The sequence below is a fragment of the Pseudomonas sp. TZ252 genome (genome assembly GCF_056110345.1).
In genome coordinates this window covers 38,085-62,981 of sequence record NZ_CM148566.1, presented here as the reverse complement: position 1 = coordinate 62,981, position 24,897 = coordinate 38,085, and the positions used below count along the sequence as shown (strand labels likewise).

Genomic DNA, 24,897 nt, shown 5'->3' with positions numbered 1-24,897 from the left:
AGACAAGGATGTCTGCAATCACGCGTTATCTCGCCATGCTTCGCCTGTTCGGCATGCTGCTCTGCGCCGCCGCGATTCCCTCCGTTGCCACCGCGACGGTGCCGGTCACCGTCGCGGTGGCAGCGTCCGATGTCGAGGAGGAGGCCGTGGAGGCATCGGCGGTCGGCGCCGAGGCCGAGGCAGCGCGCGATGCGGGCTACGAGTCCGCGGAGGTTCCAGCGCTGGCGCGGCGGGTGACCGACCTTACCGCGACCCTCGACGCCGCCGAGCGTGCCCGCCTGGAAGCTTCGCTGGCCGCGCTGGAGGCCCGGAAGGGTGCCCAGGTAGCGATCCTGATGGTGCCCAGCACCTATCCGGACAGCATTGAGGCCTATGCGACGCGGGTCTTCGAGGCGTGGAAGCTGGGGCGCAAGGGGATCGATGACGGCGTCCTGGTGCTGGTGGCGAAGGACGACCGGCGCATGCGCATCGAAGTCGGCTATGGCCTGGAAGGAACGATCACCGACATCGATGCCGGGCGGATCATCCGCGAATACATGACCCCTGCGTTCCGTCAGCAAGACTACGCCGGCGGCCTGGAAGCGGCGGCGCAGCGCCTGGTACGACTGATCGACGGCGAGGCGTTGCCGCCGCCGCCGCGCGACCCGCTGGAGCCCGGCGCGGTACGGCAGACCCTGGCTATCGCATTCCTGCTCGGCGCTCTCGGCGGGGTGGCGCTGCTGGTACGTCCGCGCGCCTGGTACTGGACCCTGGGGGCGGTAGTGGCGCTCGCTGCGGCGTTGGCACTGGGGCGGCACTGGCCGGCAGGGGCGATGGTGGCGCTGGCGGAGATGGTGGCGGTCCTGGGCGTCGGCTTCGGCGCGTTGCTCAAGTATTCGTGCGGTGCCCGCTGGTTCTTCGCCATTCTTGTGCTCTATGCGCTGGGGCTGTTCTGGGCCTACGGCCGTTATGGCCTGCCGGTGCTCCATTACGGATTGGCCGTGCCGCTTTCGCTGGGACTGACCCTGCTGATGCTGGCCGGTGCCTGGCAGGGGCTGCGCAGAGGACGGCGCTGGGCCTACCTGCCGGGCCTGCTCGGCCTGCTGCTGACCCTGGCCCTGGAGTGCCTGCTGTTGCTGGTGGACGACCCGCTGAACAGCATCGAGGCGCTGATCATCCTGCCCGCCGCTTGCCTGCCGCTGCTCATCGGTTGCAATTTCAGCGCCGGCGGCTCGGGGGGAGGGCGTCGACGCGGCGGCGATTACGCTAGCTCATCGGGTTCCTCGTCGTCCAGTTCGTCCAGTTCGTCTTCGGACTCGTTCTCCGGCGGCGGAGGCTCGAGTGGCGGCGGTGGCGCCTCCGGTAGTTGGTGATTGGCGAAAACCCTTTTCAATCAATGAATTGAAAAGTTGGAACGGTTCCTGCAATGACCCGCCCGACGCGCATTCCGGCGTCAAAAGTTTGTTCGGCGCCCACCTACGGGCGCCATACGCAGGGCAGGGGAGTCGAGAGTGGATCGCACGCAACTGATCAGCAATGTGCGCAGCAACCTGGCGGGACTGGGGCGCGGCAGCCTCGGCGTGCCGGTCCTGCTGCTGGCCATGCTGGCGATGATGACCCTGCCGATCCCGCCATTCCTGCTGGACGTGCTGTTCACCTTCAACATCGCCCTGTCCATCGTCGTCCTGCTGGTCTGCGTGTACGCCCTGCGGCCGCTGGACTTCGCCGTGTTCCCGACCATCCTGCTGGTGGCGACCCTGTTGCGCCTGGCGCTGAACGTTGCCTCGACCCGCGTGGTGCTGCTCCACGGCCACGACGGCCATGGCGCCGCAGGCAAGGTGATCCAGGCCTTCGGCGAAGTGGTGATCGGCGGCAACTACGTGGTCGGGGTGGTGGTGTTCGCGATCCTCATGATCATCAACTTCGTGGTGGTGACCAAGGGCGCCGGGCGGATTTCCGAAGTCAGCGCGCGCTTCACCCTGGATGCCATGCCCGGCAAGCAGATGGCCATCGACGCCGACCTCAACGCCGGCCTGATCGAGCAGGAGGAAGCCAAGAAGCGCCGCAGCGAGGTGGCCCAGGAGGCCGACTTCTACGGTTCGATGGACGGTGCCAGCAAGTTCGTCCGCGGCGACGCCATCGCCGGCCTGCTGATTCTCTTCATCAACCTGATCGGCGGCGTCGCCATCGGCATGATCCAGCATTCGATGTCCTTCGGCGACGCCGGCAAGGTCTACGCCCTGCTGACCATCGGTGACGGCCTGGTGGCACAACTGCCGTCGCTGCTGCTGTCGACTGCGGCGGCGATCATGGTGACGCGGGTCTCCAGTTCCGAGGACATGGGCCAGCAGGTCAACCGGCAGATGTTCGCCTCGCCCAAGGCGCTGGCGATTTCCGCGGCGATCCTGATCGCCATGGGCGCCGTGCCGGGCATGCCGCATGTTTCCTTCATCGGCCTCGGCGCCCTGGCCGGCGCTGCCGCCTACTGGATCTGGCACCGGCAGAACAAGGCCAAGCAGGTCGCCGAGCAGGAGGTGCAGCGCCAGCAGGAGCTGCTGCCGGCGCAGCGCGCCCAGGAGGTCAAGGAACTGGGTTGGGACGACGTCACCCCGGTGGACATGGTCGGCCTGGAAGTCGGCTACCGGCTGATCCCGCTGGTCGACCGCAACCAGGGCGGGCAACTGCTGGCGCGGATCAAGGGCGTACGCAAGAAGCTGTCCCAGGAGCTGGGCTTCCTGATGCCCTCGGTGCACATCCGCGACAACCTCGACCTGCTGCCCAACGCCTACCGTCTGACCCTGATGGGGGTCAGCGTGGCCGAAGCGGAGATCTATCCCGATCGCGAGCTGGCGATCAACCCCGGCCAGGTATTCGGCAGCCTCAACGGCATCGCCGGCAAGGACCCGGCCTTCGGCCTGGAGGCGGTATGGATCGAGCCCGGCCAGCGCGACCAGGCGCAGTCGCTGGGCTACACCGTGGTGGATGCGAGCACCGTGGTCGCCACTCACCTGAACCAGGTGCTGCACAAGCACGCCCACGAGCTGCTGGGCCATGAAGAAGTGCAACAGCTCCTGCAATTGCTCGCGCGCAGCTCGCCGAAGCTGGCGGAAGAGCTGGTGCCGGGGCTGATTTCCCTGTCCACCCTGCTCAAGGTCCTGCAGGCGCTGCTCCAGGAGCAGGTGCCGGTGCGCGACATCCGTACCATCGCCGAGGCCATCGCCAACGTCGCTCCACGGAGTCAAGATCCCGGCGCGATGGTCGCCGCGGTTCGCGTCGCGTTGTCCCGCGCAATCGTGCAAAGCATTGTCGGGCTTGAGCCGGAGCTGCCTGTGATCACGCTCGAGCCGAGGTTGGAACAGATTTTGCTGAACAGCATGCAGAAGGCCGGACAAGGCTCCGAGGACGGCATGTTGCTGGAGCCGGGGATGGCCGAGAAGCTGCAACGCTCGCTGATCGAGAGCGCGCAACGCCAGGAGATGCTCGGTAAGCCGGCGATCCTGCTGGTTGCCGGACCGATCCGCTCGATGATGTCGCGCTTCGCGCGGATGGCGGTGCCCAGCATGCATGTGCTGGCCTACCAGGAAATCCCGGACAACAAGCAAGTCACCATCGTCGCGACGGTGGGACAGAACTGAACGAGGGCTGCGCCGGCTCCAGGGCCGGCACACCGGGCAACCTGAGGTTGCCGGCAAGACTACTGAACTGAGGGGTTCGGGCAATGCAAGTCAAACGCTTCTTCGCCGCCGATATGCGCCAGGCCATGAAACTGGTCCGCGACGAACTGGGTCCGGACGCCGCGATTCTCGGCAACCGCCGGGTCGCCGGCGGCATCGAGCTGACCGCGGCGCTGGATTACCAGGCCCCGCCGGCGCCGAGCAAGCCCAACCCGGCGCTGGAAGTGGAGCTGCGCAAGACCCAGGCGCGGATCGCAGAGGCGCGCGCCGAGTTGACGGCGCGTCCGGCGGAAACCCAGCGCAAGGACCGTCAATTGTTCGCCGAGGAGAAGCCGGCGCGTCCGTCCCTGGCCGAGTCCATGACGGCGGCGCAGGCCAAGCCCCAGGCGGGCGGCCAGACCCTCGAGGCAATGCGTTTCGAACTGAACGGCCTGCGCGAGCTGATCGAGGTACAACTGGGTTCCATCGCCTGGGGCCAGTTGCAGCACCAGCGTCCGCAGCAGGCCAATCTCTGGCGGCGCCTGCAGCGCATGGGCTTGCCGGCGGAGCTGAGCAAGCCGTTGCTGGAGCGGGTCGCCGCGGTGGGCGATACGCGCCAGGCCTGGCGCATGCTGTTGGCGCACCTGTCGCGTGCCGTGCAGACCCCCGAGCAGGACCCGCTCGACGCGGGCGGCGTACTGGCCCTGGTCGGCCCGGCAGGTGCCGGCAAGACCACCACCCTGGCGAAGATGGCCGCGCGCTACGTCCTCAAGTACGGCGCCCAGAGCCTGGCGCTGGTGAGCATGGACAGCTACCGGATCGGCGCCCAGGAGCAGATCAAGACCCTCGGTCGGATCCTCAACGTACCGGTGACCCTGGTCGATCCCGGCCAGTCGCTGATCCAGGCCCTGGCGCCGCTGGCGCGCAAGCGCATGGTGCTGATCGATACCGCCGGCCTGCCGGCCAGCGACCCGGCATTGCGCATGCAGCTCGAGGCACTGGCGTCGCCGAGCCTGAACGTGAAGAATTACCTGGTGATGGCCACCACCAGCCAGAGCCAGGTGCTCAAGTCGGCCTACCAGACCTATCGGCACTGCGGGCTGGCGGGCTGCATCCTGACTAAGCTGGACGAGGCGGGCAGCCTCGGTGAATCGATGGCGCTGGCTATCGCCCAGCGTCTCCCGGTAGCCTATCTGGCGGATGGGCCGCGGATTCCGGACGACCTGCAGGTGGCGCGCAGTCACCAACTGGTCAGCCGGGCGGTGAGCCTGCAGGCACCGGAAGAGCCCAGCGAGGACGCCATGGCCGAGATGTTCGCCGGGCTCTACCAGCAACCGGCGCGGCGTGCCGGCTGAGGATGTGGGAAGAACCGCGCGTGGCGCGGGTGACGGAAGCGAAGGTGGCTTCCGCCGGGCCGGGAGCGATGGCGCATCGTTCCCGCCAATACCGGAGAGCGCTGGAAGGGGCGTTCCGGGAAGACGACAACACAAGGTATGAAGCAGATGGGTAGCATGCATCCCGTACAGGTGATCGCAGTAACTGGCGGCAAGGGCGGCGTCGGCAAGACCAATGTGTCGGTGAACCTGGCACTGGCTCTGGCCGATCTCGGCCGTCGCGTCATGCTGCTGGATGCCGACCTCGGCCTGGCCAACGTCGACGTCCTGCTGGGACTCACGCCCAAGCGCACCCTGGCCGACGTGATCGAGGGACGCTGCGAACTGCGCGATGTCCTCCTCCTCGGTCCCGGTGGCGTGCGCATCGTTCCCGCGGCCTCCGGCACGCAGAGCATGGTGCACCTCTCGCCGATGCAGCATGCGGGGCTGATCCAGGCGTTCAGCGATATCAGCGACAACCTCGATGTCCTGGTCGTCGACACTGCCGCCGGGATCGGCGATTCGGTGGTCAGTTTCGTCCGCGCCGCGCAGGAGGTGCTGCTGGTCGTCTGCGACGAGCCGACCTCGATCACCGATGCCTACGCCCTGATCAAACTGCTCAACCGCGACCACGGCATGACCCGCTTCCGGGTCCTGGCCAACATGGCCCACAGCCCGCAGGAAGGACGCAACCTGTTCGCCAAACTGACCAAGGTCACTGACCGTTTCCTCGACGTCGCACTACAGTATGTAGGTGTCATCCCTTACGACGAGTCGGTACGCAAGGCCGTGCAGAAACAGCGAGCCGTATACGAGGCATTCCCCCGCTCGAAGGCGTCCCTGGCCTTCAAGGCGGTCGCGCAGAAGGTCGATAGCTGGCCGCTGCCGGCCAACCCGCGCGGGCACCTGGAGTTCTTCGTCGAACGACTGGTCCAACACCCCGCGACAGGTTCGGCCGTATGACAGCGGCCTCTGGAGTGCGTATGTATAGCAAGGCGCAAGCGCAGAACTCCCAGGAGCAACTGATCCAGCGTTACGCACCACTGGTCAAGCGCATCGCCTATCACCTGCTCGGCCGCCTGCCGGCCAGCGTGCAGGTGGAGGACCTGATGCAGGCCGGCATGATCGGCCTGCTCGAGGCCGCGAAGAAATACGACGCCGGCAAGGGCGCCAGCTTCGAGACCTATGCCGGCATCCGCATCCGCGGGGCCATGCTCGACGAGGTCCGCAAGGGCGACTGGGCGCCGCGTTCGGTGCACCGCAACACGCGCATGGTGACCGACGCGATCCGCGCGATCGAGGCGAGAACCGGACGCGACGCTAAAGATCACGAAGTTGCTGCCGAACTCCAATTGAGCCTCGAAGATTACTACGGCATCCTCAGCGACACGCAGGGCAGCCGCCTGTACAGCTTCGACGACCTGTTGCAGGACGGCGAACATGGATTGCCGGAAGACACCAGCCTCAGTCACAACGAACCGATCCACGGCCTGCTCGACGAACGTTTCCAGGCGGCCCTGGCGGATGCCATCGCCAAGTTGCCGGAGCGCGAGCGCCTGGTGCTGGCGTTGTATTACGACGAGGAACTCAACCTCAAGGAGATCGGCGAGGTACTGGGCGTCAGCGAATCGCGGGTCAGCCAGTTGCACAGCCAGTGCGCCGCGCGTTTGCGCGCGCGCCTGGCCGATTGGCGGTCGGCCTGAACCGGCCTCGACCGCAGCTTGTAACCGTTAACGCAAAAGAATGTGTGGCGCGTCCCCTGGGGCGCGCTCTGGTCTGTACGGAGGTTTACTTGGACAAGAACATGAAAATTCTCATCGTGGACGACTTTTCCACGATGAGACGCATCATCAAGAACCTCTTGCGGGACTTGGGCTTCACCAATACCGCCGAGGCCGACGACGGCACCACGGCGCTGCCGATGCTGCACAGCGGCAATTTCGACTTTCTCGTCACCGACTGGAACATGCCGGGCATGACCGGCATCGATCTGCTGCGCGCGGTTCGCGCCGACGAGCGCCTCAAGCATCTGCCGGTGCTGATGGTCACCGCCGAGGCCAAGCGCGACCAGATCATCGAAGCGGCCCAGGCCGGGGTCAACGGCTATGTGGTCAAACCCTTCACCGCTCAGGTCCTGAAGGAAAAGATCGAGAAGATTTTCGAGCGGGTCAACGGCTGAAGCCGGCCAAGAGGGTGTCATGGTGCTTGGTAACGATTCCACGGGCGACGAATTCGAATCGACCCTGAAAAAACATGCGCGCGAACTGGTGGACTGTCTCGAACGGGGGCACTTCCAGCAGGCGGTGCAATTGATCCAGGAGCTCAGCCAGGCCAGGGACCGTGGCCTCTACCAGGAAGTGGGCAAGCTGACCCGCGAACTGCACAACGCCATCGTCGATTTCCAGATCGACCCGCATTCCCCCCACGCGCAGGAAATGTCGCAGATCGCCGATGCCACCGATCGTCTTTCCTACGTGGTGGAAATGACCGAGAAGGCCGCCAACCGGACCATGGACCTGGTGGAGCAGAGCGCCCCGCTGGTCAACCAGTTGGGCGACGATTCGCGGGAGCTGCACCAGGAGTGGCAACGCTTCATGCGCCGGGAAATCGACGCTGACGGCTTCCGCGAGCTGGCCAAGCGCATCGAACAGTTCCTCGTGCGCAGCGGCGAGAACGCCGGCCAGTTGTCCTCGCAGCTCAATGACATCCTGCTGGCGCAGGATTACCAGGACCTGACCGGCCAGGTGATCAAGCGTGTCACCAAGCTGGTCACCGAGGTCGAGAGCAACCTCGTGAAGCTGGTCTGGATGGCCGGCCAGGTGGACCGTTACGCCGGGATCGAGCACGACCACGTGAGCATGCGCCACCAGGCCGCGCTGGAGCGTTCGGCCAAGGGCGAGGGGCCGCAGGTCGCCGCGGAAAAACGAGAGGATGTGGTGTCCGGGCAGGATGACGTGGACGATCTGCTGTCCAGCCTGGGTTTCTGACCCGCCCGGCTCAAGACTGCGGCATCGCTGCCGTTAAGTAAGCATTGAACGCTGGCATCCGCGGGCTGCTGGCACAGCCTTCGTCATGCCGGTGATCCCGGCGGGCGGGCTGAAGTCGGTCCGGAAAGCCGGGCCGGTATTTCCGGCAGGACAGCGGTCCTGCCGATCCTTTCGAGTAACACGTCTCTGGGAGCAGCCGAATGAGCTTCGACGCCGATGAAGAAATCCTCCAGGACTTCCTGGTTGAGGCCGGCGAGATTCTCGAGCAATTGTCCGAGCAACTGGTCGAGCTGGAGAGCCGGCCGGACGATATGGACCTGCTCAATGCCATTTTCCGTGGGTTCCATACGGTCAAGGGCGGTGCCGGCTTCCTCCAGCTGAACGCGCTGGTGGAATGCTGCCACATTGCGGAAAACGTCTTCGATATCCTGCGCAAGGGCGAGCGGCGCGTCAGCTCCGAACTGATGGATGTGGTGCTGCAGGCGCTGGATACGGTCAACGCGATGTTCGACCAGGTACGCGAGCAGTCCGAACCGACCCCGGCGACGCCCGAGCTGCTGGCGGCCCTTGCCCGCCTGGCCGAGCCCGAGGGCGCCGAGCCCGCGGAACCTGTGCAAGCGCCGCCGGCGGCCGTTCCGCCAGCCGAGCCTGCGGCGCCGCCGGAAGCGCCCGCGCAGAGTGCCTCCAGCGATATCACCGACGACGAGTTCGAGCAGTTGCTGGATGCTCTGCAGGGCGACGAAGCGCCGGCCTCCGCCGTTGCAGAAGCGCCCGCGGCTCCCGCTGGCGACGAGATCAGCGACGCCGAGTTCGAGGCGTTGCTCGACCAGTTGCACGGCAAGGGCAAGTTCGTGCCGCCGGCGGTCTCGGCCGAGCCTGCGCAAGTCCCCGCCGAGGCGGTCGAGCCGGCCGCGGCTGCCGCTGGTGACGATATCAGCGACGACGAGTTCGAGGCGCTGCTCGACGAACTGCACGGCAAGGGCAAGTTCGGCGATGTCCCGGAAGCCGCCGGCACACCCGCCGCACCGGCTGCCGCGGCTCCAGCGGCTGCGCCGGCGGAGCAGGGCAAGGCGCCGGCCGCCGCGGGCGGCGATGAGATCAGCGACGACGAGTTCGAGTCGCTGCTCGACGAACTGCACGGCAAGGGCAAGTTCAACGGCGCCTCCGAGGCCGTGGCGGCCGCCGCGGCGGTAGCCAAGAACATCGCGGCGAAGAGTCCCGCGGCGAAACCGGTCGCTCCGGCCAAGGCCGCCGCCGCGCGTCCGGCGGCGCCCGACAGGCCCGCGGCAAGCGAGGCGGAGACCACCGTGCGGGTGGATACGGCGCGTCTCGACGAGATCATGAACATGGTCGGCGAGCTGGTGCTGGTGCGTAACCGCCTGGTGCGCCTGGGCCTGAACAGTGGCGACGAGGCCATGGCCAAGGCCGTGGCCAACCTCGACGTGGTCACCGGCGACCTGCAGATGTCGGTGATGAAGACCCGTATGCAGCCGATCAAGAAGGTCTTCGGCCGCTTCCCGCGCCTGGTTCGCGACCTGGCGCGGAACATGAAGAAAGAGATCAACCTGGAGCTGGTGGGCGAAGAGACCGACCTCGACAAGAACCTGGTCGAGGCCCTCGCCGATCCGCTGGTGCACCTGGTGCGCAACGCCGTCGACCACGGCATCGAGAGTCCGGAGGAGCGCGAGGCCGCCGGCAAGCCGCGGGTCGGCCAGGTGGTGCTGTCAGCGGAGCAGGAGGGTGACCACATCCTCCTGATGATCACCGACGACGGCAAGGGCATGGACGCCGAGGTGCTGCGCAACAAGGCGGTGGAGAAGGGCCTGCTGGAGCGCGATGCGGCGGACCGCCTGACCGACCTGGAGTGCTACAACCTGATTTTCGCCCCGGGTTTCTCGACCAAGACTGAGATTTCCGACGTGTCCGGCCGCGGTGTCGGCATGGACGTGGTGAAGACCAAGATTTCCCAGCTCAACGGCACGGTCAACGTGTTTTCGCAGAAGGGGTCCGGCTCGAAGATCGTCATCAAGGTGCCGCTGACTTTGGCGATCATGCCTACCCTTATGGTGATGCTGGGCAGCCAGGCGTTCGCCTTCCCGCTGGTCAACGTCAACGAAATCTTCCATCTTGACCTGTCGCGCACCAATGTCGTGGATGGCCAGGAAGTGGTGATCGTCCGCGACAAGGCCTTGCCGCTGTTCTATCTCAAGCGCTGGCTGGTGCCGAGTGCGGCCCACGAAGAGCAGGGTGAGGGACACGTGGTGATCCTGTCGGTCGGCACCCAGCGCATCGGTTTCGTCGTCGACCAGTTGGTGGGACAAGAAGAAGTGGTGATCAAGCCACTCGGCAAGATGTTGCAGGGCACCCCCGGCATGGCGGGCGCCACCATCACCGGGGACGGGCGCATCGCCCTGATCCTCGATGTGCCGAGCATGCTCAAGCGTTACGCACGGCGCATCTGACGCCGCGTATGGGTTTCCGGCGGCGCAGGAGCGTCGCCCTCTGAGGAGTAGCTATGGCAGTCAAAGTCCTGGTGGTGGACGATTCGGGGTTCTTCCGCCGCCGTGTCTCGGAGATTCTCTCCGCCGATGGACAGATCCAGGTGGTCGGCACCGCCACCAATGGCCGCGAGGCCATCGAGCAGGCGCTGGCCCTGAGACCCGATGTGATCACCATGGATTACGAGATGCCGCTGATGGACGGCATCACCGCGGTACGCAACATCATGCAGCGTTGCCCGACCCCAGTCCTGATGTTCTCCTCGCTGACCCACGAGGGCGCGCGGGTGACCCTGGATGCACTGGACGCTGGAGCGGTCGACTACCTGCCGAAGAATTTCGAGGACATCTCGCGCAACCCGGACAAGGTCCGCCAGTTGCTCTGCGAGAAGGTCCTGACCATCGCCCGTAGCAATCGTCGCTCGATCAGCCTGCCGCCGCTGCCTTCGGCCACCTCGTCCAGCCATGCGCCGGCGTCGTCCTCCAGCGTCGGCGCGAGCGCGCGTGTTGGTGCCGGCGCGTCGCCGGCCCCGGCGTCGACCTCGGCGGCGCCGAAGCGCAAGGCCTACCGGCTGGTCGCGATCGGTACCTCCACCGGTGGACCGGTTGCCTTGCAGCGGGTGCTGACCCAGTTGCCGGCCAACTTCCCGGCGCCGCTGGTGCTGATCCAGCACATGCCGGCGGCCTTCACCAAGGCTTTCGCCGAGCGCCTCGACAAGCTGTGCCGGATCAGCGTCAAGGAAGCAGAGGACGGCGACATCCTGCGTCCCGGCCTGGCGCTGCTGGCGCCGGGCGGCAAGCAGATGATGGTCGACGGCCGCGGCACGGTGCGCATCCTCCCCGGCGACGAACGCCTGAACTACAAGCCCTGCGTCGACGTGACCTTCGGCTCGGCGGCCAAGGCCTACAACGACAAGGTCCTGGCGGTGGTCCTCACCGGCATGGGCGCCGACGGACGCGAGGGTGCGCGCCTGCTCAAGCAGGGCGGCAGCCAGGTGTGGGCGCAGGACGAGGCCAGTTGCGTGATCTACGGGATGCCGATGGCCGTGGTCAAGGCCAACCTGGCGGACGCGGTGTACGGGCTCGACGACATCGGCCGGCACCTGGTCGAGGCGTGCCAGTAAGCGTGCGTGCAGGAATGAGGAGACTGCCTTCGATGGCCACCCACGTGACGACCTGCGCGCGCCTTCGCCGAGCCGAGGGGACGCGCTGATGGATGTGCTCAGCCTGGTCGGGATCATCCTGGCGTTCGTCGCCATCGTCGGCGGAAACTTTCTCGAGGGCGGCCACGCGGGGGCCCTGCTCAACGGTCCGGCGGCGCTGATCGTGATCGGCGGCACCCTGGCCGCGGCGCTGTTGCAGACCCCGGTGAACGTGCTCAAGCGCGGCCTGGGCATGCTCGGCTGGGTGTTCTTCCCGCCGCGCGAGGATCTTTCCGGGGGAATCGACCGGATCGTCTCCTGGAGCATGACCGCGCGCAAGGAAGGCCTGCTCGGCCTGGAGAGCATCGCCGATGCGGAGCCCGATCCCTATGCGCGCAAGGGCCTGCAACTGCTGGTGGACGGCGCCGAGCCGGAAGTCATCCGCAGCATCCTCGAGGTCGACCTGTTCACCCAGGAAAGTCGCGACCTGCAGGCCGCCAAGGTGTTCGAGAGCATGGGCGGCTATGCGCCGACCATCGGCATCATCGGCGCGGTAATGGGCTTGATCCATGTGATGGGCAACCTGGCCAACCCGGCGCAGCTCGGCAGCGGCATCGCCGTGGCGTTCGTCGCCACCATCTATGGCGTCGGCTTCGCCAACCTGCTCCTGCTGCCGATCGGCAACAAGCTGAAAACCCTGGTACTGCGCCAGTCGCGCTACCGCGAGATGCTCCTGGAGGGCCTGCTGTCCATCGCCGAGGGCGAGAACCCGCGTTCCATCGAGTTGAAGCTGCAAGGCTTCATGGACTGACCGGAGCCGAGCATGCAGCGCCGCCGTCGCCACCAGGAGGAACACGAGAACCACGAACGCTGGCTGGTTTCCTATGCCGACTTCATCACCCTGCTGTTCGCCTTCTTCGTGGTGATGTATTCGATTTCCTCGATCAACGAGGGCAAGTACAAGATCCTCTCGGAGACCCTCACCGGCGTGTTCAACCAGCCCGACCGCTCGTTGAAGCCGATTCCCATCGGCGACGAGCGGCCGCGCACCACCGAGCCGGAGCGCACCAGCGTCGAGGAGCAGCCCAGCGACAATGCGGCCAGCGCCGACTCGCTGGAGCGGATCGCCGACAGCGTGCGCGATGCCTTCGGCGACTTGATCGCCTCCGACCAGTTGAGCGTGCGCGGTAACGAGCTGTGGATCGAGATCACTCTCAATTCCAGCCTGCTGTTTCCCAGCGGCGATGCGCTGCCCAACGATGCCGCCTTCGATATCGTCGAGAAGGTCGCCAAGATCCTGGCGCCCTACAAGAACCCGATCCATGTCGAGGGCTTCACCGACGACGTGCCGATCCATAGCCCGCGCTATCCCACCAACTGGGAACTGTCGGCGGCGCGGGCGGCAAGCATCGTCCGCCTGCTCGGCAACGATGGGGTCGAGCCGTCGCGGATGGCTGCGGTGGGCTATGGTGAATTTCAGCCGGTGGCGGACAATGCCAGCGCCGAGGGGCGGGCGAAGAATCGCCGGGTGGTGCTGGTGATCTCGCGCAACCTGGAGGTGCGACGCAGCGTCAGCGGGGTCGGCAGCGGCAAGGCGCAACCGGATTCGGCGCTCCGCCACGCAGGCTCGGCAGCTGGCACGCAAGCTGCAGATACTGGCGGTACGCCGGCGCCCGCGCCGGCAACCGTCAATTCCCCGTCGCCTTCGCCATGAGCGCGCGAACCATGGTTTGCGTACGGGCGCCGGGGCCGAACTGGCCATTAGCGCGGCCCCAACCGGGTAGACCCATGCCAGGAAGAGTAGAGCAATGAAAGTCTGGGCAGTCGCCAATCAGAAAGGAGGGGTCGGCAAGACCACCTCGTCCATCGCCCTGGCCGGCCTGTTGGCGGATGCCGGCAAGCGCGTGGTCGTGGTCGACCTGGACCCCCACGGCTCGATGACCAGCTATTTCGGCTATGACCCGGACACCCTCGAGCACAGCGCCTTCGACCTGTTCCTGCACCAGGGCAACGTCCCCGAGGGGCTGCCGGCCTCGCTGCTGCGCAGCACCAGCAACGAACGCATTTCCCTGCTGCCGTCGAGTACCGCGCTGGCCACCCTGGAGCGCCAGTCGCCGGGCAAGAGCGGTCTCGGCCTGGTGGTCTCGAAGAGCCTGGCGCAGCTCTGGCAGGATTTCGACCATGCGATCATCGACAGCCCGCCGCTGCTCGGCGTGCTGATGGTCAACGCCCTGGCCGCCAGCCAGCACCTGGTGATCCCGGTGCAGACCGAGTTCCTCGCGGTGAAAGGGCTGGAGCGGATGGTCAACACCCTGGCGATGATCAACCGGTCGCGCAAACAGGCGTTGCCCTATACCATCGTACCTACGCTGTTCGACCGGCGGACCCAGGCTTCGCTGAGCACGCTGCGGATTCTCAACGAGAACTACCCGGACAACCTGTGGCAGGCGTTCATTCCCATCGATACCCGCCTGCGCGATGCCAGCCGGGCCGGGGTCACGCCGTCGCAGCACGACGGCAAGAGTCGCGGGGTGATCGCCTACCGCGCCTTGCTCAAGCATCTGCTGGCGCAGCAGCCGGCCACCCGGGTGGCCTGATGGCGCGCCGGTCGCCGCGCCGACAGGCGCATTCAAGCCGCACCGGAGTGCGGCCGATAACCGTTGTAGACCCCTGTCGCGGAATACCCACATGAGCGCCGCCACCGCCACCCGTTCGCAACTGGCCTTGCAGTCCTACCTGGATGCGTTGCTCCAGGAGGCCACTTTCGAGGACCTGGAACCTCTCGTCGAGACGCCGCCAGCGCCTGCGCCCGCGCCGTTGAAGCCTGTCGCGCTGGCGGTCGCCGAAGTGGCGACACCGGCCCCGGCGCTGGAAACGCTGCCGGTCGACCACGGGTTCGACGAGTTCGAGGCCGCGGTGCTCGAGGAGCAGGTCCGCGATGCGCGCCTGGTTCCGCCGGCGCCGGCGGCCCTGCTCGACGAACCGACGACGTTGCGCGAGCTGCCGGTCGAGCCACGGCCCCACGAAGTCATCGAGTTGCGCGTGCCGAGCGCCCCGGCGAGCGTCGGCGAGCCGCCGCTGCTCGACCTGCCGCTGCTCGACGACGGTCGTCCGGCCTGGGCGGCGGAGCCCTTCGAGTGCCTGCTGTTCGACGTCGCCGGGCTGACCCTGGCGGTGCCGCTGGTGTGCCTCGGCTCGATCTATCCGCTGGAGAACCAGGAACTGACCCCGTTGTTCGGCCAGCCCGACTGGTTCCTCGGCATCCTGCCGTCGCAGGCGGGCAACCTGAAGGTGTTGGACACCGCACGCTGGGTGATGCCCGAACGCTACCGCGACGACTATCGCGACGGCCTCAAGTACGTGATCTCGGTCCAGGGCTACGAGTGGGGGCTGGCGGTGCACCAGGTGAGCCGCTCGATCCGCCTCGACCCGGCCGAGGTGAAATGGCGCAGCCAGCGTAGCCAGCGGCCCTGGCTGGCCGGCACGGTCATCGAACACATGTGTGCGCTGCTGGATGTGGCGGCGCTCGCCGAACTGATCGCCAGCGGCGCCGTCAAGCGCCTGCACGGCGACCATTGATAGACAGCTTCCGCCACTTGCGGCGGTTTTCGAGAGGTTAGGGGAATGAGCAAAGCCACCGCGCAAAGCGCCGAAGATCCGATCCTGCAGTGGGTCACCTTCCGCCTGGACAACGAGAGCTACGGCATCAATGTGATGCAGGTCCAGGAGGTGCTGCGCTACACCGAGATCGCCCCGGTGCCGGGTGCGCCGAGCTACGTGCTGGGCATCATCAACCTGCGCGGCAACGTGGTCACGGTGATCGACACCCGCCAGCGCTTCGGCCTGGACCCTGCGCCGGTCAGCGACAACACGCGGATCGTCATTATCGAGGCGGACAAGCAGGTGGTCGGCATCCTGGTCGACAGCGTCGCCGAGGTGGTCTACCTGAAGCAGTCGGAAATCGAGACCGCGCCGAACGTCGGCAACGAAGAGTCGGCCAAGTTCATCCAGGGTGTCTGCAACAAGAACGGCGAGCTGCTGATCCTGGTCGAGCTGGACAAGATGATGACCGAGGAAGAATGGTCGGAGCTGGGCAGCATCTGATGCGTTCTACCGACACGAGGGCCTGCTGAGATGGAGGTCGTCGCGCTGGCACTGGCGCTCGCCGCTTGCCTCGGCCTGGCGGCGGCGTGCCTGTGGCTGCGCCGTGAATTGCGCCGCCTGCAAGCTGCGCTGGCGCAGCAGGCGGAGGAGGGCGCCGCGCGCGAGCGCCGGCTCAAGGAGCTGAGCAAGCGCATCGAGTCCTACCAGCAGGTCAACGTGCGCATGGGCGAGGCCTTGCAGGACCTCGGCAAGCAACTCGCGCCGCTTCCCGACCGGGTCGCGCGCCTGGAGCAGCGCGATCCGACCACGCTGTCGTTCAGCCAGGCCGCACGCCTGGTCGGGCTCGGCGCCAGCGCCGAAGACCTGACCCAGGCCTGCGGTCTGTCGCAGGCCGAGGCCGAGCTGGTGGCGCGCCTGCACGAAGCCAAGGGCAAGTGACGGTCGCCGGCCCGGCGCTGGCGCTTTTCAGGCGAGCAGGCGGCTCGCCACTTCTGCCAGTGTCGCCTCTCCCCTGAACTCCCCGCAGCTCTGCGCCGGCAGGCGATCCTCGATGGCATGGGCGAAGCGCACCGCCGGGTCCTGCTCCAGCTTCTCCAGGTGTCGATGCAGGCGCGGAAAGTCGTGTTGCAGGTCGAAGTAGCCCAGCTCCCGTCCCCAGCGAGCGGTACCCGCGAGGTAGGCGTCGGCCACGCTCGGCCCTTCGCCGGCCAGCCACTTGCGGTCGCCGAGCAGCTTGTCGATCCGGCCATAGGCTCGCGCCGCGCGCGTCAGTGCCCTTGCCGTCGTGGTTGCGTCGGCGTCCTCCAGATAGAACAGGGCTCCCCAGGCCGAATGGCATTCGGTATGCAGGAGGGCGAGGGCGAAGTTCAGTTCGTCGAACTCGGCGCTGCCCTGCGGATAACCGAGCTTCCTGCACAGGTCGCGCGCCGCCAGGTGCTGGAGAATGGCCAGGCTTTCGCTGAGCGCGCGGCCGTCCTCCAGGAGCAGGGTGGGCGTCTGGCGAGCCGGGTTCAGGCGCACGTAGGTGCGCTCGCCGGTCTCCAGCGGCATCTCGATCCGACACAGGCGATAGGGGCGGCCGAGCCACTCGAGGGCCACGATCGAGCCGAAGGAACAGCCGTGGGGTACGCCATAAAACAGTACAGGTTCCATTTTCCATCTCCGTTCAGGTAACGCACGTTGCGCATCGCAACCGGGCTGAACGCAGGGTAGGGGGGATATAGGCTATATTCGGTCCTGTTTTTTCCGGTGGATCGAAAAATGTCCAAGCCCACGGTGCGCGTGCTCGCCCTGCTCGAACTGCTGCAGAGCCACGGCCAGCTCAGCGGTAGCGAGCTGGCCAGGCGCCTGGAGGTGGATGGACGGACGCTGCGTCGCTATATCGTCGCCCTCGAGGAGCTGGGCATACCCATCTCGGCGGAGCGCGGACGCCATGGCGGTTACCGCCTGGTGGCCGGTTTCAAGCTCCCGCCGCTGATGTTCAGCGCGGAGGAAACCCTGGCCGTGTCCCTCGGCCTGCTGGCGGTGCGCAGTCTCGGCCTGGGCGAAAGCGAGCTGGCCCTGGAAAGTGCGCAGGCCAAGCTGAGCAGGGTGATGCCCGTTGCGCTGCGGCGGCGCCTCGTGGCGCTCCGCGAGACCGCCAGCCTGGACCTGGCCCGCGCCCGGGCGGGAACCAGTGTGGCGGCGCTGGCGACCCTCGCCGAAGCCGCCCAGGTCCGTGCGCGGGTCGAGTTCCGCTATCGCGACCCGCAGGGCGCCGAAACCCTCCGCCAACTCGATCCCTACGGCCTGGCCTATCGCAACGGCTGCTGGTACGTCAGCGGTTTCTGCCACCTGCGCCAGGCGTTGCGCTCGTTCCGTCTCGATCGCCTGGACGCGCCGCGCATGCTGGCGGAGCGCTTCGAGCGACCGGCGGATTTCGATACCCTCCGCCACCTGCGGGAGAGCTTCGCCCGGATGCCGCGCGCCTACCCGGTGGAAATCCTGATGCGGGCGGCGAGGGAGCAGGTGGTCGCGGTGCTCGGCGAGCCCCTCGGTCTGCTCGCCGAGGTCGATGGCGGTACGCTGTTGCGCGCCAGCACCGACGACCTGGACTGGTTCGCCCGGCGCCTGTGCGGCCTGCCGTTCGACTTCGAGGTCAGGCAGCCGCTGGAGTTGCGCGAGCCGTTGAGGCGCCAGGCCGAGCGTGTCCTGCGTAACCTGGGCCAGGAGGAAGCTTCGGATCACAGGTAGGCATTTAGAGGAAAAGTCCTATTAATTGCGCGGCTGTCGCTTTCTAGAATCGGTCCTGGTCAACCCGCACGTTTCCAGGAGGCCACAAGGATGCCTGCAATACCCCTGCGCGCCATGGTGCTGTGCGCCAACCCCGGCCGTCTGCTCAGGTACGGAGCGCTGTTCAACCGCTGCGGCTACTTCCACCTGAGCCTGTGCCTGGACCGACGGGAGCTGCGGCGCTCCCTGGACCAGGGTTACCCGTACGACTATTGCCTCTACGACGGATTCCGCCTGGACCAGGGCTGCAAGGGCACGCTGGCGATGCTGGGACGCAGCGGCAGCATCCGGCGCTTCCTGCTGGTGGGCGAACTCGATTGCCGCGAGAAGCGCCTGTTGTTCGAGTGGAGCAGAGGCCATGGCCTGAGCATCGGCGCGGTGTCCGACCGGCCTTTGGGCCAGGTCGCCCTGGCCGCGTTGATCAAGCGTGATCGCGGCTGCCCCGACCTCCTGCGCGGCATCGCCTGAGGCGGCTTCCGGGAAGATGAGGTAAGGTCGTTTTCCAACCTTCCATGGCGAGACAGCGCATGACCGTCCAGGCCGACATCCTCAAGGCGATCGAAGGCATCGAGCATGGCTTCCAGCAAGCCGGCCAGGCACTCTCCGAGCGGATATTCCATTGCCGGCAGGTGCATGGCGCCGAGATCGTCGACGCGCGCTCGTTGTCGGAATCGGGACGGCATGCCGCCGACGGCGTTTTCAGCGAAGGGCCGCTGGCGGTCGCGGTGGTCACCGCGGACTGCCTGCCGATTCTCATGAGCAGTCGCGACGGTCGGGTGGTGGCCGCCCTGCATGGCGGCTGGCAGGGGCTCGTCGCCGGTATCGTCGGCGCGGCGGTGGCGCGCTTCAATGCGCGCGGCGTCGCCAGCGCGGACATCCGGGTCGCCATCGGTCCCGGGATCAAAGCCTGCTGCTACGAGGTGAGTGCCGGGTTCATCGAGGCGTTGCAGGTCGGCCACGGCCGCCTCTGGGAGGGCGCGGTGCCGCCCTGGAGCCAGCGTCGTCCGCTCCCCGAGCGGCCGCCCCGGTTCGCTCCGCCCGAGCCAAGGCAGGCGGAGCAGGGCGCCTGGCTGGACCTGGTGGCCTTCTGTCGCCAGTTGTTCCAGGCCGCCGGCGTCGGGCCGGCGCAGATCGAAGCCAGCGCCGTCTGCACCTACTGTTCCGGCGATGCGTTCGCCAGTCATCGCCGACGCCAGCGCCTGGGCGAGGAGAAGCGTCAGCAGTACGCCTGGATCGCGCGCAAGCCGTGACCGCGTATCGGTATTGTCCGGAAATCCTGGATAGTCATGACGGTTGTCTGCTGTTTATCCGCCAATACCCGGCTTCTAGACTTTCCCTGTCGATGCGTGGCTGTCGCCACGCTCATTCCAGGAGAGTCCCAGCATGCCTGACATCACCCAAGCCGCCATCGTCACCGGCGCCTCCCGCGGCATCGGTCGCGCCATTGCCCGGCGGTTGGCCGCCGACGGTTTCGCGGTCGCGGTCAACTATGCCGGCAACCAGACCATGGCCGACGAGGTCGTGGCCGAAATCGTCGCCGCCGGCGGCACGGCCATCGCCGTACAGGGCGACGTGGCCAGCCCGGAGGACATGGACAAGCTGTTCGAAGCCACCAGGAGCGCCTTCGGCCGCATCGACGTGGTGGTCAACAGCGCCGGCACGATGCCCTACCTGAAGATCGCCGACGGCGACCTGGAGGGCTTCGACCGGGTGATCCGCACCAACCTGCGCGGCGCCTTCATCGTGTTCGGCCTGGCTGCCCGGCATGTCGAGCGCGGCGGACGGATCATCGCCCTGTCCACCAGCGTGATCGCCCGGGCGCTGCCCAGCTACGGTCCGTACATCGCGTCCAAGTCCGGGGTCGAGGGGCTGGTGCACGTGCTGGCCAACGAGTTGCGCGGCCAGGACATCAGGGTCAACGCGGTGGCGCCCGGCCCGGTGGCCACCGAGCTGTTCTTCAACGGCAAGAGCGCCGAACAGATCGACCAGATCGCCAGGCTGGCGCCGCTGGAGCGTCTCGGCGAGCCGGACGAGATCGCCGCGGCGGTGTCCTTCCTCGCCGGGCCGGACGGGGCCTGGGTCAATTCCCAGGTGCTGCGGGTCAACGGCGGTTTCGCCTGAGCCGTGTGGGCGGGGCACGAAAAAGCCGGCGCGAAGGCCGGCTTTTTCGTGGTCGCCACTGGCGGTCAGCGGTCGTTCTTGGTCGAGGAGCCGATGGCGTTGCTCAAGCCCTTGCTGTTGTGATCGCCGGGGGTGGTGGCGGAGATCGCGCTGGCCTGCGACAGCCCGCGGCTGTCGCGGGAGCTGGCGATGCCGGAGGTGGCTGAACCATGGCCTTTGCTGGAGTGGCCGCCGAGGTTGCCGCCATGGCTGCCGCCCTTGCCGCCGCCATGACCGCCGCCATGACCGCCACCGTTGCCGCCGCCATTTCCGCCCTTGGCATAGGCGGAGCCGACAGGAGAAAGCTCGCCAGGCAGCAGGGTGCTGCCCGCGAACAGCAGGCCGAGAGCAGCTACGGCGAACAGGGTATGTTTTTTCATTTGAGGGATGCCTCCGCAGGCATGTGGTGTGCCGTCTAAAGACCGTTGCGCGAACGACAGGTTCTGTGGAAAGCGACGGATGGCGGGCCCTGCCGGTGGTTCCTCCTTCAGCGGTTGCGCCAGTGCTCGGCGAGCAATCCGTAGAGCGCCGAGTCGGAGACTTCTCCGGAAACGATCCAGCGTTGTGCGAGCAGGCCCTCCTGGCGGAAGCCCAGGCGCTCCAGGCTGGCGGCCGAAGGCCGGTTGCGCGGATCGATCTCCGCCTCCAGGCGGTTCAGGTCGATTTCATCGAAAGCGAACGCCAGCAGCCTGCGCAGCGCCTCGCCCATGTAACCCCGGCCCTGGGCTGCACGTGCCAGGCAGTAGCCGAGTTCGGCGCGGCGCGAGCCTTTCTCGAAATGGAAGAGGATACAACTGCCGAGCAATTGGCCGTCTTCTCGACGCTCGATGGCCAGGTTCAGGTATTCGCCGTCGACGAGCGCCTGGCTGTCCCGCAGGATCGCCTCGCGGGCCTGCGCAGGGGTCGTCCACGGCGGTGTGTTCCAGTAACGCATGACTTCCGGGTCGGACATCATGGCGAACAGCGGCGCGGCGTCTTCCTCTCGGAAAGTGCGTAGCCGCAGGCGCGGGGTGTCCAACGGGTGGGGAAAGACGAAGTTCATCGGGCGCTCCTTTGCCGAGGTCGGAGGCTGCGCAGCTTAGCGCGCAGCGGCGAGGTCCTGGAGCTGATGTGCGTGCGGATGTTTCGCCGTGCGGGCTGGCTCAGTCGCCGGGACCGCCGAGTAGCAGCATCTGGTTGCCATCCGCGGCGTCCGGCGCGAATCCCTCGGGACACTTGCCTTTCAGGTGCCAGGCGAAGGCGATGATCTCGGCGATGGTGCGATACAGCGCTTCCGGAATGGCGTCGCCGAGTTCCAGGCGGGCGAGCAGGCGGACCAGCTCGGCGTTCTCGTAGATCGGTACCTCGTAGTCGCGGGCGATGGCCAGGATCGCCTCGGCCAGTTCGGCGTCGCCCTTGGCGGAAAGGGTCGGCGCGGCCTGGCCGTCGTAGCTCAGGGCGATGGCCTGGCGCGGGGCGGGTGACTGCTTTCTGTTCATGCGGTTTCGTCTACCCAGCGTTGTTCGATGGTCGCTCGCGGGCCCTGGGGCGGGCGGCCGCGTTGGCAGGTGATCTCGCCAACGGTCAGGCCGGCGTCGCGCAGGCGTTGGCGCAGGTGGCCGAGTTCATGCTCGACCAGCCGCGCGGTCGCGTCTCGCTCGGCCCAAAGCTGGCTGGACAGGCTGCCGCGTAGCAGGGTCGCCTGGGCGTGCAGCGGTCCCAGCGGCTCCAGGTCGAAGGCCAGTTCGACGCGCCAGAGGCTTTCGCGGGCCTCTTCGCCGGTCTTGCGCTGTTCTTCCTGGAACTTCACCTGCAACGGTACCACCGAGTGCTGATGGCGCATGGGCACCTCCATCTGCCAGGTCGCCAGTTGGGTGCCATCCGGCAGGGTGCTGGTCTGCGCCAGGCTCGACAACTGATGGGTCTGCAGGCGGGAGATCGCCGCGGCGGCAAGGCGCAGCAGTGACTCCAGTTCCATGTCCTCGTCGAACAGTTGGAGAACCTTGCTCGGCAGGGGAAAGTTCAGTGCCTGGGTCTTGTTGGCGCTCTGTCCCAGGTTGCCCAGGGCGTTGCGGACAAAGGCCGGCAGCGCCTGGGCCAGGTTCGCCGTGTTGCCGGCGAACATGCCCGGCGCCTGGGCGCCGGTCGGCGGCAGCGGCGACAGCTGGGCGAACAGGCGCAACAGGTTGGCCTTCAGGTCCTGGCCGAGATGATCGGTGGCGCCCTGCATCAGGCGCGCCTCGAGGAACAGGCCGCTCTGCTGCAGGGCCTGGCCGAGCAGCTTGGAATCGCCCATCTTCTGCGCCTCCGGCAGGCCGGCGAAGAGGCGCTCCACGGCCTGGCGCAGGCTGTCCGGCAGGTCGTTGCGGCCGTTCAGCCCCTGCAGGGCGGCGAACAGGCCTTCCAGGGAAGCCTGGCGGGCGCTCTGCCCGGCCAGTTGCTGGCCCAGCGCAAGCTGGTCGAGGCGTCCGCTGAGCGGCAGGAAGTCGATCTGCTGGCTGTTTTTCACCAGCGCCGTGAGCAGGCTGCCGACCGGCAGCGCCTGGGGCGAGTCGAGGCTCAGCTTGCTGCCGGCGAGCGGCGTGTTGAGCAGGTTCAGCAGGACCCGGTAGACCACCTGCTGGGCCTTGTCCGCCGGCAGCGCGGTGCTGGACAGGACCTTGCCCTGGAGCAGGGTGCCGGGCGGCAGTTGCTCCAGGTCGAGGCTGCTCAGCGGGCCAGCGCCGGCCATGCTGTCGAGCAGGGTTGCAACCACGCTGGTGTTGCTGGTGGCGCTGACGTTGAGCAGGTTGCCCGGCACCAGCGGCCGATTGCTCTGCACTTCCACCAGGCTCTGCCCGCTGTTCGCCAGGGTCAGCTTGAGCAGGACCTGGAAATTGTTCGCCAGGCCTTCCTTGACCGCCAGCACCTCGGCCTTGCCCGACTCGCCTTCGCCCAGCAGGCCGGCCAGGGTCTGCACCAGCTTCAGGGTCATCTCGGCGTCGGCCTGGGCGTTGCCCTGCGATTGCGCCGGCGGCAGCGGGCGTGGGGCGGAAACCGGGGGTAGTGGCGGGGAAGCGCCTATCTCGGCTGGCATGGGTAACAACCTGTCTTAAACGACCCTGCGGAGGCTGGGGAAGGGCGTGTATAATGCCGCGCCTGTCAAACAGGCTGGCCGCGTCGTCACCAGTATAGCGGCCGTGTTTATCCCGACTTTAGGGTCTGTTCCGTGAAGGCCTCCGGCGCCGCGACGAGGAGAGACGCTTGGCGATGTTGTTCGATGTCCGATCCTGCTGAAGTCCCCACAGCCAGCCCCTTGCTGGAAACCGTCGGGCTCGCCTGCGAGCGCGACTGGCGCATGCTGTTCGAGCGCCTCGACCTGCGCCTGGCCGCCGGTGAGATGTTGCAGGTGGTGGGTCCCAACGGCAGCGGCAAGACCAGCCTGCTGCGCCTGCTGTCCGGACTGATGCAGCCGACCGCCGGGGAAGTCCGCCTGAACGGCCGGCCGCTCGCCGAACAGCGCGGCGAACTGGCCCGCAGCCTGCTGTGGATCGGCCACGCCGCGGGAATCAAGGGCCTGCTCAGCGCCGAGGAGAACCTCACCTGGCTCTGCGCGCTGCACCAGCCGGCCAGCCGCGAGGCGATCTGGCAGGCCCTGGCCGACGTCGGCCTGCGTGGCTTCGAGGACGTTCCCTGCCACACCCTTTCCGCCGGCCAGCAACGCCGCGTGGCGCTGGCCCGCCTGTACCTGGACGCACCGCCCTTGTGGATCCTCGATGAACCCTTCACCGCCCTCGACAAACAGGGGGTGGCGCAACTGGAAACGCACCTGGCCGGGCATTGCCAGCGCGGCGGGATGGTGGTGCTGACCACCCACCACAGCCTGCAGCAGATGCCCGCCGGCTACCGCGAGCTGGACCTCGGTGCGCTCAAGGCGGCCAGCGGCGCGACGGTCGAGCCGGCGCTGGGCGACCCGGCATGAGCAACGTCTTCAGCCTGCTCCTGGCGCGCGAGGCGCGCCTGCTGTTCCGCCGACCGGCGGAGCTGGCCAATCCGCTGGTGTTCTTCGCCATCGTCATCGCCCTGTTCCCCCTGGCGGTCGGGCCGGAGAGCCAATTGCTACAAACCTTGTCGCCCGGCCTGGTCTGGGTGGCGGCGCTATTGGCCGTGCTGCTCTCGCTGGAAGGGCTGTTCCGCAGCGATTTCGAGGACGGTTCTCTGGAGCAGTGGGTCCTTTCGCCGCACCCCCTGGCTCTTCTGGTGCTGGCCAAGGTGCTGGCACACTGGCTGTTTTCCGGGCTGGCCCTGGTCCTGATGTCGCCGCTGTTCGCGCTGATGCTGGGCCTGCCGGCCCGTTGCATACCGGTGCTGCTGCTTTCCCTGTTGCTCGGTACGCCGGTGCTGAGCCTGCTCGGCGCCGTCGGCGCGGCCTTGACCGTGGGCCTCAAGCGCGGCGGCCTGTTGCTGGCGCTGCTGATCCTGCCGCTGTACATCCCGGTGCTGATTCTCGGTAGCGGGGCGCTGCAGGCTTCGCTGCAGGGACTGCCCAGCAGCGGACATTTATTGTGGCTGGCGAGCCTGACGGCGCTAGCATTGACACTCACGCCATTCGCCATCGCTGCCGGCCTGAAGATCAGCGTAGGCGAGTGAGTCCGCCCGCCGAAGGCATCGGCGGGCGTGCGGTACCGGGCGGCTGTGCCGCCCACGCTTGACCCGGGCTGGCAGCGGAAGGTCTGCCCGGTATTTCCAAAGAGCCCTGTAAACAGAGCCTG

At 67.2% G+C, this 24,897-nt stretch carries 26 protein-coding genes; 21 read left to right on the top strand and 5 right to left on the bottom strand.

The genetic code is table 11. The features are described 5' to 3' along the window. Positions 1 to 8 precede the first annotated feature (8 nt). The 15 genes from ACYAF3_RS00310 (at position 9) to ACYAF3_RS00240 (ending at position 16,174) form a co-directional block, all read left to right on the top strand. Entirely contained in the window at positions 9 to 1,352 is a 1,344-nt protein-coding gene (locus ACYAF3_RS00310; RefSeq protein WP_047105144.1) for a TPM domain-containing protein, read from the top strand. 138 nt (positions 1,353 to 1,490) lie between these two features. After that, entirely contained in the window at positions 1,491 to 3,614 is a 2,124-nt protein-coding gene (gene flhA / locus ACYAF3_RS00305; protein WP_003083059.1) for a flagellar biosynthesis protein FlhA, read from the top strand. Between the two features lie 83 nt (positions 3,615 to 3,697). After that, positions 3,698 to 4,987, top strand: a complete 1,290-nt coding sequence (flhF, locus tag ACYAF3_RS00300; protein WP_003083061.1) for a flagellar biosynthesis protein FlhF — start codon at positions 3,698 to 3,700, stop codon at positions 4,985 to 4,987. Between the two features lie 138 nt (positions 4,988 to 5,125). Further along, positions 5,126 to 5,968, top strand: coding sequence for a flagellar synthesis regulator FleN (gene fleN / locus ACYAF3_RS00295; protein WP_003083064.1), 843 nt, complete (start codon positions 5,126 to 5,128; stop codon positions 5,966 to 5,968). Continuing rightward, positions 5,965 to 6,708: an RNA polymerase sigma factor FliA gene (fliA, locus tag ACYAF3_RS00290; protein ID WP_003083070.1), complete on the top strand. Its 744-nt coding sequence runs from the start codon at positions 5,965 to 5,967 to the stop codon at positions 6,706 to 6,708. Before fleN ends, fliA begins: the two co-directional genes overlap by 4 nt. A gap of 101 nt (positions 6,709 to 6,809) precedes the next feature. Next, entirely contained in the window at positions 6,810 to 7,184 is a 375-nt protein-coding gene (locus tag ACYAF3_RS00285; RefSeq protein ID WP_003083073.1) for a chemotaxis response regulator CheY, read from the top strand. Between the two features lie 19 nt (positions 7,185 to 7,203). After that, positions 7,204 to 7,992 carry a protein phosphatase CheZ gene (locus ACYAF3_RS00280; RefSeq protein ID WP_003083075.1) on the top strand — a complete coding sequence of 263 codons (789 nt, stop codon included), beginning with the start codon at positions 7,204 to 7,206 and terminating at the stop codon, positions 7,990 to 7,992. 200 nt (positions 7,993 to 8,192) lie between these two features. Next, positions 8,193 to 10,454: a chemotaxis protein CheA gene (locus ACYAF3_RS00275; RefSeq protein WP_003114282.1), complete on the top strand. Its 2,262-nt coding sequence runs from the start codon at positions 8,193 to 8,195 to the stop codon at positions 10,452 to 10,454. A 53-nt stretch (positions 10,455 to 10,507) separates the two neighbouring features. Then, entirely contained in the window at positions 10,508 to 11,614 is a 1,107-nt protein-coding gene (locus tag ACYAF3_RS00270) for a protein-glutamate methylesterase/protein-glutamine glutaminase (protein WP_023110191.1), read from the top strand. 88 nt (positions 11,615 to 11,702) lie between these two features. Further along, on the top strand, positions 11,703 to 12,443 hold the full coding sequence (locus ACYAF3_RS00265) for a flagellar motor protein (protein ID WP_003083089.1): 741 nt from the start codon (positions 11,703 to 11,705) through the stop codon (positions 12,441 to 12,443). 12 nt (positions 12,444 to 12,455) lie between these two features. Further along, positions 12,456 to 13,346, top strand: coding sequence for a flagellar motor protein MotD (gene motD, locus ACYAF3_RS00260; protein WP_003083090.1), 891 nt, complete (start codon positions 12,456 to 12,458; stop codon positions 13,344 to 13,346). A 94-nt stretch (positions 13,347 to 13,440) separates the two neighbouring features. After that, the gene (locus ACYAF3_RS00255) at positions 13,441 to 14,229 is read left to right on the top strand and encodes a ParA family protein (RefSeq protein ID WP_003083092.1); all 789 of its coding nucleotides are present in this window, start codon (positions 13,441 to 13,443) and stop codon (positions 14,227 to 14,229) included. 91 nt (positions 14,230 to 14,320) lie between these two features. Beyond that, positions 14,321 to 15,211, top strand: coding sequence for a CheW domain-containing protein (locus ACYAF3_RS00250; RefSeq protein WP_003083094.1), 891 nt, complete (start codon positions 14,321 to 14,323; stop codon positions 15,209 to 15,211). 45 nt (positions 15,212 to 15,256) lie between these two features. Next, entirely contained in the window at positions 15,257 to 15,736 is a 480-nt protein-coding gene (locus tag ACYAF3_RS00245) for a chemotaxis protein CheW (protein WP_003083098.1), read from the top strand. A 30-nt stretch (positions 15,737 to 15,766) separates the two neighbouring features. After that, positions 15,767 to 16,174 (top strand): DUF2802 domain-containing protein, encoded by a 408-nt coding sequence (locus ACYAF3_RS00240; protein ID WP_003083101.1) that lies wholly within the window; start codon positions 15,767 to 15,769, stop codon positions 16,172 to 16,174. Between the two features lie 27 nt (positions 16,175 to 16,201). Here ACYAF3_RS00240 and ACYAF3_RS00235 read toward each other — a convergent pair whose 3' ends face one another. Next, positions 16,202 to 16,888, bottom strand: coding sequence for a glutathione S-transferase family protein (locus ACYAF3_RS00235; RefSeq protein ID WP_016851829.1), 687 nt, complete (start codon positions 16,886 to 16,888; stop codon positions 16,202 to 16,204). 108 nt (positions 16,889 to 16,996) lie between these two features. Between ACYAF3_RS00235 and ACYAF3_RS00230 the strand changes: the two genes are divergently transcribed. From ACYAF3_RS00230 to ACYAF3_RS00215, 4 genes are all read left to right on the top strand, one after another. Beyond that, a complete protein-coding gene (locus ACYAF3_RS00230; protein ID WP_003083105.1) occupies positions 16,997 to 17,968 on the top strand; it encodes a helix-turn-helix transcriptional regulator in 972 nt (323 codons plus the stop codon). A gap of 90 nt (positions 17,969 to 18,058) precedes the next feature. Further along, complete coding sequence (locus tag ACYAF3_RS00225) at positions 18,059 to 18,475, top strand: hypothetical protein (protein WP_003083108.1); 417 nt, start codon at positions 18,059 to 18,061, stop codon at positions 18,473 to 18,475. A 59-nt stretch (positions 18,476 to 18,534) separates the two neighbouring features. Next, positions 18,535 to 19,257, top strand: coding sequence for a purine nucleoside phosphorylase YfiH/LACC1 family protein (locus ACYAF3_RS00220; protein WP_003083110.1), 723 nt, complete (start codon positions 18,535 to 18,537; stop codon positions 19,255 to 19,257). Between the two features lie 133 nt (positions 19,258 to 19,390). Beyond that, positions 19,391 to 20,128, top strand: a complete 738-nt coding sequence (locus ACYAF3_RS00215) for an SDR family oxidoreductase (protein ID WP_058175483.1) — start codon at positions 19,391 to 19,393, stop codon at positions 20,126 to 20,128. A 65-nt stretch (positions 20,129 to 20,193) separates the two neighbouring features. Here ACYAF3_RS00215 and ACYAF3_RS00210 read toward each other — a convergent pair whose 3' ends face one another. The 4 genes from ACYAF3_RS00210 to fliK form a co-directional block, all read right to left on the bottom strand. Next, entirely contained in the window at positions 20,194 to 20,547 is a 354-nt protein-coding gene (locus ACYAF3_RS00210; protein WP_003083115.1) for a hypothetical protein, read from the bottom strand. A 107-nt stretch (positions 20,548 to 20,654) separates the two neighbouring features. Next, entirely contained in the window at positions 20,655 to 21,209 is a 555-nt protein-coding gene (locus ACYAF3_RS00205; protein ID WP_003083119.1) for a GNAT family N-acetyltransferase, read from the bottom strand. A gap of 100 nt (positions 21,210 to 21,309) precedes the next feature. After that, the gene (locus ACYAF3_RS00200; protein WP_003083121.1) at positions 21,310 to 21,645 is read right to left on the bottom strand and encodes an EscU/YscU/HrcU family type III secretion system export apparatus switch protein; all 336 of its coding nucleotides are present in this window, start codon (positions 21,643 to 21,645) and stop codon (positions 21,310 to 21,312) included. Then, the gene (fliK, locus tag ACYAF3_RS00195; protein WP_003083123.1) at positions 21,642 to 23,120 is read right to left on the bottom strand and encodes a flagellar hook-length control protein FliK; all 1,479 of its coding nucleotides are present in this window, start codon (positions 23,118 to 23,120) and stop codon (positions 21,642 to 21,644) included. Before fliK ends, ACYAF3_RS00200 begins: the two co-directional genes overlap by 4 nt. 285 nt (positions 23,121 to 23,405) lie before the next feature. On the opposite strand from fliK, the gene ccmA reads away from it, so the two are divergent. Both ccmA and ccmB read left to right on the top strand, forming a co-directional pair. Continuing rightward, positions 23,406 to 24,107: a cytochrome c biogenesis heme-transporting ATPase CcmA gene (gene ccmA / locus ACYAF3_RS00190; protein WP_003083126.1), complete on the top strand. Its 702-nt coding sequence runs from the start codon at positions 23,406 to 23,408 to the stop codon at positions 24,105 to 24,107. Further along, positions 24,104 to 24,775 (top strand): heme exporter protein CcmB, encoded by a 672-nt coding sequence (ccmB, locus tag ACYAF3_RS00185; protein WP_003083130.1) that lies wholly within the window; start codon positions 24,104 to 24,106, stop codon positions 24,773 to 24,775. Before ccmA ends, ccmB begins: the two co-directional genes overlap by 4 nt. The last annotated feature ends 122 nt before the right edge of the window (positions 24,776 to 24,897 follow it).

Bases quoted from the DNA above. Each gene is read 5' to 3' on its own strand.
- ACYAF3_RS00210 (WP_003083115.1), bottom strand. From the start codon at position 20,547: ATGAAAAAACATACCCTGTTCGCCGTAGCTGCTCTCGGCCTGCTGTTC.
- ACYAF3_RS00280 (WP_003083075.1), top strand. From the start codon at position 7,204: ATGGTGCTTGGTAACGATTCCACGGGCGACGAATTCGAATCGACCCTG.
- ACYAF3_RS00255 (WP_003083092.1), top strand. From the start codon at position 13,441: ATGAAAGTCTGGGCAGTCGCCAATCAGAAAGGAGGGGTCGGCAAGACC.
- flhF (WP_003083061.1), top strand. From the start codon at position 3,698: ATGCAAGTCAAACGCTTCTTCGCCGCCGATATGCGCCAGGCCATGAAA.
- ACYAF3_RS00205 (WP_003083119.1), bottom strand. From the start codon at position 21,209: ATGAACTTCGTCTTTCCCCACCCGTTGGACACCCCGCGCCTGCGGCTA.
- ACYAF3_RS00250 (WP_003083094.1), top strand. From the start codon at position 14,321: ATGAGCGCCGCCACCGCCACCCGTTCGCAACTGGCCTTGCAGTCCTAC.
- ccmA (WP_003083126.1), top strand. From the start codon at position 23,406: ATGTCCGATCCTGCTGAAGTCCCCACAGCCAGCCCCTTGCTGGAAACC.
- ACYAF3_RS00270 (WP_023110191.1), top strand. From the start codon at position 10,508: ATGGCAGTCAAAGTCCTGGTGGTGGACGATTCGGGGTTCTTCCGCCGC.
- ACYAF3_RS00220 (WP_003083110.1), top strand. From the start codon at position 18,535: ATGACCGTCCAGGCCGACATCCTCAAGGCGATCGAAGGCATCGAGCAT.
- ACYAF3_RS00265 (WP_003083089.1), top strand. From the start codon at position 11,703: ATGGATGTGCTCAGCCTGGTCGGGATCATCCTGGCGTTCGTCGCCATC.
- ACYAF3_RS00285 (WP_003083073.1), top strand. From the start codon at position 6,810: ATGAAAATTCTCATCGTGGACGACTTTTCCACGATGAGACGCATCATC.
- fliK (WP_003083123.1), bottom strand. From the start codon at position 23,120: ATGACCCTGAAGCTGGTGCAGACCCTGGCCGGCCTGCTGGGCGAAGGC.
- ACYAF3_RS00215 (WP_058175483.1), top strand. From the start codon at position 19,391: ATGCCTGACATCACCCAAGCCGCCATCGTCACCGGCGCCTCCCGCGGC.
- ACYAF3_RS00235 (WP_016851829.1), bottom strand. From the start codon at position 16,888: ATGGAACCTGTACTGTTTTATGGCGTACCCCACGGCTGTTCCTTCGGC.
- motD (WP_003083090.1), top strand. From the start codon at position 12,456: ATGCAGCGCCGCCGTCGCCACCAGGAGGAACACGAGAACCACGAACGC.
- ACYAF3_RS00240 (WP_003083101.1), top strand. From the start codon at position 15,767: ATGGAGGTCGTCGCGCTGGCACTGGCGCTCGCCGCTTGCCTCGGCCTG.
- ACYAF3_RS00245 (WP_003083098.1), top strand. From the start codon at position 15,257: ATGAGCAAAGCCACCGCGCAAAGCGCCGAAGATCCGATCCTGCAGTGG.
- ccmB (WP_003083130.1), top strand. From the start codon at position 24,104: ATGAGCAACGTCTTCAGCCTGCTCCTGGCGCGCGAGGCGCGCCTGCTG.
- ACYAF3_RS00225 (WP_003083108.1), top strand. From the start codon at position 18,059: ATGCCTGCAATACCCCTGCGCGCCATGGTGCTGTGCGCCAACCCCGGC.
- ACYAF3_RS00230 (WP_003083105.1), top strand. From the start codon at position 16,997: ATGTCCAAGCCCACGGTGCGCGTGCTCGCCCTGCTCGAACTGCTGCAG.
- ACYAF3_RS00310 (WP_047105144.1), top strand. From the start codon at position 9: ATGTCTGCAATCACGCGTTATCTCGCCATGCTTCGCCTGTTCGGCATG.
- fleN (WP_003083064.1), top strand. From the start codon at position 5,126: ATGAAGCAGATGGGTAGCATGCATCCCGTACAGGTGATCGCAGTAACT.
- ACYAF3_RS00200 (WP_003083121.1), bottom strand. From the start codon at position 21,645: ATGAACAGAAAGCAGTCACCCGCCCCGCGCCAGGCCATCGCCCTGAGC.
- ACYAF3_RS00275 (WP_003114282.1), top strand. From the start codon at position 8,193: ATGAGCTTCGACGCCGATGAAGAAATCCTCCAGGACTTCCTGGTTGAG.
- fliA (WP_003083070.1), top strand. From the start codon at position 5,965: ATGACAGCGGCCTCTGGAGTGCGTATGTATAGCAAGGCGCAAGCGCAG.